This is a genomic window from Psychrobacillus sp. BL-248-WT-3 (assembly GCF_012843435.1).
Lineage (GTDB): Bacteria > Bacillota > Bacilli > Bacillales_A > Planococcaceae > Psychrobacillus.
The window spans coordinates 26192-35083 of record NZ_JABAFC010000039.1 but is presented as its reverse complement, the minus strand read 5'-3'; the positions used below and the strand labels follow the sequence as shown (position 1 = coordinate 35083).

Annotated in this window: 9 protein-coding genes; 7 read left to right on the top strand and 2 right to left on the bottom strand. The window is 38.0% G+C overall.

Annotation, left to right across the window (positions count from 1 at the left end):
- Positions 1-693: 693 nt before the first annotated feature.
- The 7 genes from ftsE to HF876_RS15985 all read left to right on the top strand — a co-directional run bounded on the left by ftsE (position 694) and on the right by HF876_RS15985 (position 7364).
- On the top strand, positions 694-1380 hold the full coding sequence (gene ftsE, locus HF876_RS16015; protein ID WP_169361051.1) for a cell division ATP-binding protein FtsE: 687 nt from the start codon (positions 694-696) through the stop codon (positions 1378-1380).
- On the top strand, positions 1370-2257 hold the full coding sequence (ftsX, locus tag HF876_RS16010) for a permease-like cell division protein FtsX (protein WP_169361050.1): 888 nt from the start codon (positions 1370-1372) through the stop codon (positions 2255-2257). Before ftsE ends, ftsX begins: the two co-directional genes overlap by 11 nt.
- A gap of 28 nt (positions 2258-2285) precedes the next feature.
- Complete coding sequence (locus HF876_RS16005; protein WP_169361049.1) at positions 2286-3593, top strand: murein hydrolase activator EnvC family protein; 1308 nt, start codon at positions 2286-2288, stop codon at positions 3591-3593.
- Between the two features lie 186 nt (positions 3594-3779).
- The gene (locus tag HF876_RS16000) at positions 3780-4358 is read left to right on the top strand and encodes a redoxin domain-containing protein (RefSeq protein ID WP_169361048.1); all 579 of its coding nucleotides are present in this window, start codon (positions 3780-3782) and stop codon (positions 4356-4358) included.
- A gap of 72 nt (positions 4359-4430) precedes the next feature.
- Positions 4431-5852, top strand: coding sequence for a S41 family peptidase (locus HF876_RS15995; protein ID WP_169361047.1), 1422 nt, complete (start codon positions 4431-4433; stop codon positions 5850-5852).
- Positions 5853-5934: 82 nt separating this feature from the next.
- Positions 5935-7104, top strand: a complete 1170-nt coding sequence (locus tag HF876_RS15990; protein WP_169361046.1) for a PDZ domain-containing protein — start codon at positions 5935-5937, stop codon at positions 7102-7104.
- Positions 7105-7112: 8 nt separating this feature from the next.
- The gene (locus HF876_RS15985) at positions 7113-7364 is read left to right on the top strand and encodes a CsbA family protein (RefSeq protein ID WP_169361045.1); all 252 of its coding nucleotides are present in this window, start codon (positions 7113-7115) and stop codon (positions 7362-7364) included.
- A 121-nt stretch (positions 7365-7485) separates the two neighbouring features.
- Here HF876_RS15985 and HF876_RS15980 read toward each other — a convergent pair whose 3' ends face one another.
- Both HF876_RS15980 and HF876_RS15975 read right to left on the bottom strand, forming a co-directional pair.
- Positions 7486-7656: a hypothetical protein gene (locus HF876_RS15980; RefSeq protein WP_169361044.1), complete on the bottom strand. Its 171-nt coding sequence runs from the start codon at positions 7654-7656 to the stop codon at positions 7486-7488.
- A 17-nt stretch (positions 7657-7673) separates the two neighbouring features.
- Positions 7674-8876 (bottom strand): M20 family metallopeptidase, encoded by a 1203-nt coding sequence (locus HF876_RS15975; protein WP_169361043.1) that lies wholly within the window; start codon positions 8874-8876, stop codon positions 7674-7676.
- Positions 8877-8892 lie beyond the last annotated feature (16 nt).

Here is an 8892-nt window from a genome sequence, read left to right as displayed (position 1 = left end):
ATATTTTCGTAATTTTGCATAATGATCATCTCCTATAGGAAAGTTATGGTCATTTACACAAAATTTTATACGTTCTCTAATTATAGTGCTGGTGTAACCTAACAACCAGCGAGACGCACATAAATAAAGCAAAGTGTCACCTAAAACTCAGGAATCCGCACCTAACCCCACCAAACGCACCTAAACATAGAGAAGGTATAAACTAAACCTCAGGGAAACGCACATAAATAAAGCAAAGTGTCACCTAAATCCCCGCAACCCACACCTATCATCATCCATTAATCTCCAATACCTACCCAAACTCAATCAATTCCGTCCAAAAAATCCCATAAATATTACAAGACCCTCATATCACATCCCAAATTCGCACCAAGAAACGATCCCAACTTCATAGCTTTATTTGTCGATTTTCACAGAATGTTAACTATATTGGAGAAATAAACCTGTAGTTATTAATATTTTCACTGGCAACAAAATATAGCAGGAATTATGAAAGAAAGTGTAGAAATAAAGGGTATAGTCCTTTTGTAACTGAGTAAAAAACACTAAAAAAACTGAAAAATCGCTAATATTTTAGTTTTTCTGACTAAATTTACCTACAAAATGAAATCTATTTGTAACATTAAGAAAGACATCAAGTGTTATAATAAGCATTGTTGTATTTAATAAAAGAAAGTAATTAGGTGGTATAAAATGATAGAAATGACTAAAGTCTATAAAAAATATCCTAATGGTATTGTTGCAGCTAACGGGATTGACGTAAATATTAAGCAGGGCGAATTTGTATACGTAGTTGGACCCAGTGGTGCAGGAAAATCGACATTTATTAAAATGATGTATCGAGAAGAACGCCCAACGTCAGGTACGATCATAGTCAATGGTATGAATTTAGCAACCTTAAAAAATAAAAATGTTCCTTACTTAAGAAGACAGATTGGCGTTGTCTTTCAAGATTTCAAACTACTTCCTCGACTGAACGTTTATGAAAACGTTGCCTTTGCTTTAGAAGTAATAGAGGAATCCCCTAAGGTGATCCGGAAAAAAGTAATGGATGTATTGGAGCTAGTGGGACTAAAAAATAAAGCTAGAATGTTCCCGACAGAACTATCAGGCGGGGAACAACAACGTGTTTCTATAGCGCGCTCCATTGTGAATACTCCTAAACTAGTAATTGCAGATGAGCCGACCGGAAATTTAGACCCCGAAACTTCATGGGAAATTATGAACACATTTGAAGAAATTAATTCCCGAGGAACTACAATTGTTATGGCAACTCATAATAGAGAAATTGTAAATACAATTCGACACCGTGTTATTGTAGTTGAGGGTGGCTTAATCACTCGAGACGAGTACGGAGGAGATTACGGATATGAAGGCTAGAACAGCAGGACGACACTTCAGAGATAGCTTAAAAAGTATCAGCAGAAATGGTTGGATGACATTTGCATCCGTCAGTGCTGTTACCGTTACATTATTACTGGTAGGCGTATTCGTCATGATTATGATGAATTTAAATAAAGTAGCAGACGACCTAGAAAGAGACGTAGAAGTAAAAATTTACGTCGAATTGACAGCAAGTGAAGAAGAAATCACCAAGCTAGAAGAAGACATTAAAAATCTTCCAGGTGTTGCAGAGCTAGTATATGCGACTAAGGGAGAAGAACTAAAGAAACTTGTTATGGATTTTGGATCAGATTTAGAGTTATATGAACAAGAAAACCCATTACATAATGTTTTTTATGCAAAAGCGGTAGATCCTCAAGAGACTGAAGCGATTGCGAAGGAAATCGATAAGTTAGATAACACATTTGAGGTGAGCTACGGAGAAGGTAAAATAGAAAGATTATTCTCTGTACTTAATATGGGTAGAAACGTGGGCGTAGTGTTGATCCTTGCTCTATTATTTACAGCTATGTTCTTAATTTCGAATACTATTCGAATCACGATTGTTGCTAGACGACGAGATATAGAGATTATGAAACTAGTTGGAGCTACAAACTGGTTTATCCGTATCCCCTTCATATTAGAAGGTATGTGGCTTGGTATTTTAGGAGCGATTGTACCAATCACGTTAGTTACGGTGCTTTACTATAATCTTTATAATGCATTACAGCCTAAATTAGAGCTAGGAAATTTATTTAATTTACTAGAGTTTTCCCCATTCATTTATCAGTTAAACGCATTAATTCTATTAATGGGAGTTTTAATCGGTATTTGGGGTAGTTTCATGTCAGTTAGAAAATTTTTACGAGTATAAGAAGGTATCTTGAAAGGAGCAATAAGATTTGAGAAAACAATCCAAATGGATGTTGCGTATTGTTGCAATCGCTGCATCCGGAGCGCTACTATTTAACACGCCAAGCGCTCTTGCCAATTCATTGGACGACCTTAAAAAAGAAAAACAGAACATCCAAGAAAAGAAAAGCACTATTCAATCGAATATTAAAGAAACTGAAACAAAAATTGATACTAACGAGTCTAAAATTGATCAAATTATGGCTCAAATTCAAGAGTTGGATAATAAAATTATGGCAACTGAAAAAAGTATTTCAGCGGTTTTAAATGAGATTGAAAAAACTACAAGCGAAATCGAAGCATTAAAAGCCTCTATCGCTGAGTTAGAACAGAAAATTGCAGCTCGCGATGAATTGCTAAAAGAAAGAATAAGAGCTGTTCAAGTTAGTGGTGGATCAGTCAATTATTTAGACGTATTACTTGGAGCTAATAGCTTTGTAGATTTTATTGACCGCTTTTCAGCAGTTAATACATTGATGGAAGCTGACCGTAAAATTCTAAAAGAGCAGGCAGAAGATAAAAAAGAACTTGAAGAGCAAACGGCAAGCCTAGAGAAGAAACGTCAAGAGCAAGAAGCAAGTAAAGAGCAGCTTGTTTCCTTAAAAGCTAATTTAGATGGTCAAAAATCTTCTAAGAGCACATTAGTAGATCAACTAGAAGTTGAACAAGCTAAGCTTCTGGAAGATAAAGAACAGATGGAAACAGAATATGAAGAAGTTTTAAACTTAGATAAAGCGATTCAAGATAAAATTGTTGCAGAGCAAAAGCGTCAAGCAGAAATAGCTAGAAAAGCAGCAGAAGAGAAAAAGAAAAAAGCGGCTGCAGAACGTAAACGTCAGCAGGCTGCTAGCGGATCTTCAACTGCGATTCCTGCCGTTTCAGCTGGTAACTGGACAAAACCTGCATCCGGAAGCTTTACTTCTGGTTATGGATACAGAATGCATCCAATCTACGGTAAAGGAAAAATGCATTATGGTATAGATATTGCCAACAGCACTGGAACACCAGTATTATCGGCTGCTGATGGAGTCGTATCGTATGCATCACCTTTAAGCACATACGGTAATGTAATTATGGTGACACATTCTATTGATGGTCAAACTTTCACTTCATTATATGCTCATTTAAGCAGTATAGGTGTAGGAGTTGGACAAGTTGTCTCTAAAGGTCAACGTATCGGAGCAATCGGAACTACAGGTAATTCCACTGGACCACATCTTCACTTTGAAATCCATTTAGGATATTGGGAAGGTATGGCTGGTAACTCAGTGAATCCATTGAGATACATTTCTCTATAAAATAAAAGTAACATGGGGCATTCAATTATTATATAATTGGATGCCTTTTTTTTTAGAATAAGAGATTTGATGGAAGTCTTTTTTTGTACACAAATTGTATAAAACTTAAGCTAGTGAATAGTATCTACTTAGATTTATGCATATAATTAAAATAATAATATTTTATAAGTAAAGTGGAGGTTAAGTGTGAAAAAAATAATTGGATTACTAATTATAGGTTCCTTAATAGCTATTGCTACTATATCATTTGTAAAAAATAATATTGATGAAAAGGAAGATCCTTTTGAAGGGGAGCAAATGGGAACAGATATGGCTGAAAACCCAGTAAACCAAGGGACTGGTAAAGGTGATGCAGCCCCAGATTTTACTTTGACAACACTAGACGGAAAAGAGGTCTCGTTGTCAGACTATAAAGGAAAAAAAGTAGTATTAAATTTTTGGACATCATGGTGTCCTCCTTGTAAAGCAGAGATGCCACATATGCAAAACTACTATGAAGATATGTCTGAAGAAGCTAATGTGGAAATTTTAGCAGTCAACCTTACGAACAAGGATAATGGAGTAGATGAGGTGTCTTCGTTTGTAGAAGACTACGGTCTAACCTTTCCAATACCTATGGATGAGGAAGGGCAAATAGGAAACGCCTATAAGGTGATCCCTATTCCAACTACTTATATGATTGATACGAATGGCATCATTCAAAATATGATAGTTGGTCCAATGAATGAGGAAATGCTGATAGATTATGTCGATAAACTAAAATAAGAATCTGATTTTTGGGCAAGTATTAAACTTCGTTTTCCTCACATATATTAGTGGAAAACTAGGAGGTTGAACTTGCGCAAAAATCGGATTATTTTATTTGGATTCATTTTAGTCATTGTGTTGGTATTAGGGTATTTATGGATGTCTGGAAAATCGTCAGAGCCAGAGAAAAGTAACGTTAGTAGTAGTCAAGTGATTGATGAAGCGTATCAGTTAATAAAAAAAGAGGCAGTTTTCTCAAAGAATGAAAAGTTATTAGTAGAGGGTGCAATTAGAGGCATGGCTGAAGCTTTAGAAGATCCACATTCTTCGTATTTAACGAAAGAGGAAGCGGAGACGCAAGAATCTTCTTTAGCTGAGGAACGGGTTGGTATTGGTGTAGAAATTATGAATTCTGGCGGTAAGTTTATTGTAGTGGCTCCCATTAAAGACTCTCCAGCTTACAAAGCAGGTTTGAAGCCTCAGGATGAAATCGTACGGGTGAACAGTGAACGAGTAGATGGTAAAACTATGGCTGAATTAGTTCGATTATTAAGTGGCGACAAAGGTAGTAGTCTTAAAATGACGATATATCGTCCAAGCGAAAATCGTCATGTAGAGTTACATATGAAACGAGAGACAATCGCGTTGCATACTGTTTCCAGTGAAGTACTAGAGGTTGACGGAAAGTCTCTAGGGATAGTCACTATTTCTATTTTTGGAGAAAAAACTGCTGAAGAGTGGGAAAAGCAAACCAAAGCGCTTGTAGAACGTGGAATAAACGGACTAGTTGTGGATGTCCGAGGTAATCCAGGAGGTTATTTATTTAGCGTTTCTTCTATTATAGGAACCCTTCTACAAAACGGAAGTACGTTTGCTTACATGCAAGATGCTAAAGGTGTTTTAGAACCATTGAATACGGTAAATAAGGATAACCCTTACCTGAACAAGCTACCAGTTGTTCTATTGCAAAATGGAGGTAGTGCATCTGCAAGTGAAGTTTTGGCTGGGGCGTTAAAAGATAATAGTCGTGCTATGATCGTAGGTGAAACAAGCTTTGGTAAAGGTACTGTTCAAGAAACACATCCTTTGTCTAATGGCGGAAAGTTAAAAATTTCTACCCATAAGTGGTTAACTCCAAAGCAACAATGGATTCATCATAAGGGGATAGAGGCAGATTTGAAGGTAGAGCAGGATGAGTTATTCAACACAGATATTAAATATTATCATGGTGATTTCCACCAAGGAGATTATGGAGATGAAATTAAGTACGTACAACAAATTCTTAGTGGATTAGGCTACAATATATCACGCAAGGACGGTTATTTTGATGAAGCTACTGTTGAAGCTATAGATAAATATAGAGAGCAAAATAAACTAGAAATTAATTCGAAGCTAGATGAGACATTCTTTCAGGACTTAACGAACACAATTAATGAGTATAAGGCACGAAAAGAGAATGATCAGCAGCTTCAAATGGGTGTAAGTTATATAATTCACAGCTTAAATAAGTAACTTGAGACAATAAACCTATACGGAAGTTCTCCTCGTTTGTTACAATAATAGGAAGACTATGTTGTAAGCGAGGAGGATTCGTATGGTACAAGAAATATTAATAGAATTGGCAAAAGGGATTGGACGTTTCTTCCTTCATCCAGCTGTTTATATAACACTTCTTTTTTCTGTATTAATCGGATACTTTCGGGTGAAGAGAGAGAGAAAACAATTTCGAGCGAGAATACTTTGGGGTTGGACAGAGGCCAAGCATTTTTTGCTAGATGGTTATGTATGGGCAATTATTATATCTGTAATTAGTGTAGCGGTTGGATTGGTTATACCGTCCACTTGGTTAATGGTTTATAGTGTATGGATGATTTTATTTGTTCTACTCTTTATGTATCAGGTCGGCTCTGCAATTTATGCAATTGCCTTAGCGGTAGCTACTTTTTATATCATGTTTTTCTATGATTGGTCTTATGAAATATTTTCATGGGAAATTGTTGGACAAGATATAGATGGACAAGTTATTGTTCCAATTGCTATTTTAGCAGGTTTATTGCTGATAGCAGAGGGTTTTATTATCCAAAAGCATGGAGCGACAAACGCTTCGCCTAGATTGGTTAAAACGGCAAGAGGCAGCGAGGCAATGGAATATGTAACTAAACGACTTTGGTTGTTACCGATTCTATTAGTCATACCTGGAGATGTTATACATACATATCTACCGTTCTGGCCACAGTTTACTTTAGGAGAGTCTACATTTTCTTTAGTATTGTTTCCTTTTGTAATAGGCTTCCAACAAAAAAGCAGACATTCACTGGCAGAGAATTTTTTCCCTATGTACGGAAAAAAGGTTTGGCAATTAGGGATAATCGTGACAGTTGTAGCAGCGGTAGGCTATATAGAACCACTTATCAGTCTAATAGCTTTGGCGTTGGGAGTAATAGGAAGACTAGTAATATCCTTTATTGAGTATAGAAGAGAGCGTAATGGCTCCTTTGCTGTATCTCCGCAATCGAATGGGGTAATGATTGCTGGTGTGCTTTCCGACTCTCCAGCAGAAAAGATGGGCTTAAAAATTGGAGAATGTATCGTTAAGGTAAACGGACAAAAAGTAACAGATGAGCAAGAACTGTATGAAGCCGTTCAAATCAATGCAGCCCATTGTAGATTAGAAGTATTGGATCATAATGGAGAGCTTCGATTGAGACAGCATGTTTTGTTTAGACATGACCATTACAGACTAGGATTAATCTTAGTGAGGTAGGAGAAACAATGGAAACTTTATCTATACCAACACAAGTTATACTTGCGATTGTTGCACCTGCTTTGTTAGTTGTGCTATTTACTCGAATAACCTTTAATCGATATGTCGCCTTGCTACTAACAGTTGCTCTGTTCGCAGCCTCTGTGTATGCAGGCTATACTCATCGTTGGTGGATTTATATATTAGATGCTGCATCTCTGACATTTGGATTTTGGTATGCCAGCTATATGAAAGCGCGCGACAAAAAATCCGCCCCATAAAGGGCGGATTTTTTTAAATACATCGAATTGATGGAAAGTTATAGTGAAGTAGACTTCCTCAAACAGGGGTGGCAAGAGGAAGTCAATTGGTAAAGTGAGATACTTGGATAGGTGCAACACTTTAAGCCATAAGCGCAACACTTTGGGTAAAGCGCGCAAAACTTGAAGTCATTCCCGCAACACTTCCGTCCATTCCCGCAACACTTTGCCCTGGTGCAGTACTTCCAGTTGCTACTGCAACACTTTTATCCAAATGGACATAGCTACAACCTAACCATAGGCTTTCATTCATCGAATCAGGTATTCAGCTCAATCTTGCTTCTTGGCTAGCGCTTCTTCATATTCCTTTCGTACGTTATGAAGCAGTTCAGCATCAGTTAGGATGCGGTAGCCGGTATTGGCTAGAGCCTTAGCTCCCTTAATTAGTGCCTCGTCGCCAAGCTGGGATTTGGCAGCTTCACGGAACTCGATGGTGTGACCGACCAAATCATCTGGGCCAATTTTAATATGTGGATGGGCAGTAGGGACAGCATAGCTGATGTTGCCAGCGTCTGTTGATCCTTTGCCTTTTCGTTTTTCTGTATGGACAAACTCTCCGACTGCTTCAAGCTCTTCATGAAGAATTTCATCTAATTTAGAATTTAATACAAAGTCCTGAACCTCGTTTTGGAATCGCTCAATTCGTACGGAGGCTCCTGTTGCAAGTGCTGAGCCATTTGCAATAGCACGGACTTTTTCTGCTACTTCCTCTGTTTTCTTCCAACTCTCTGCTCGGATATAGAAGCGGGCAGACGCGTAGTCAGGAATAATGTTTGGAGCATCTCCACCGTGGGTGATGATCCCGTGGATACGTACAGTGCTTGGAAGCTGCTGACGAAGGGCATTAATGCCATTGAATAAAAGAATGACAGCGTCTAAAGCATTTATACCTTTCTCAGGAGATCCAGATGCATGTGCTGCTTTCCCATGAAAATGAAAATCTAATGGATCCACGGCCAATGTTTCACCAGTTAAAGAAGTCTTGCCGGAAGGGTGAATCATTAGTGCAACATCAACATCCTTAAGGAAACCGTGCTTGACGAAGCTTCCTTTAGCACTTCCATTTGGTCCACCTTCCTCAGCGGGCGTCCCAAGAACGACTACATTTCCTCCTGTAAGAGGGAGGGCCTCTGCCAAGGCAATTCCAGCAGCAACGCTCGTTGTTCCGATAATATTATGTCCGCATGCGTGACCTAGTCCAGGAAGGGCATCATACTCTGCAAGGTAAGCTACGGTTGGCCCTTCTTTTACTCCCTTTTTAATAGCGTAGAAGGATGTTTCATGGCCTGCAACGGAAGTAGTTACCTCGAAACCGGCGTCACGTAGTAGCTTTACATGTTTTGCACTAGCGAAGAACTCCTGGTTGCCGATTTCAGGGTTATTATGGATTTCCTGACTGACCTGCACGTATAATTCTTTGTTTTCCTCAATTGACTTTAGCAATAATTCCTTTGGTTCTTTTACAATACTCATCTGTATTCCTCCTATT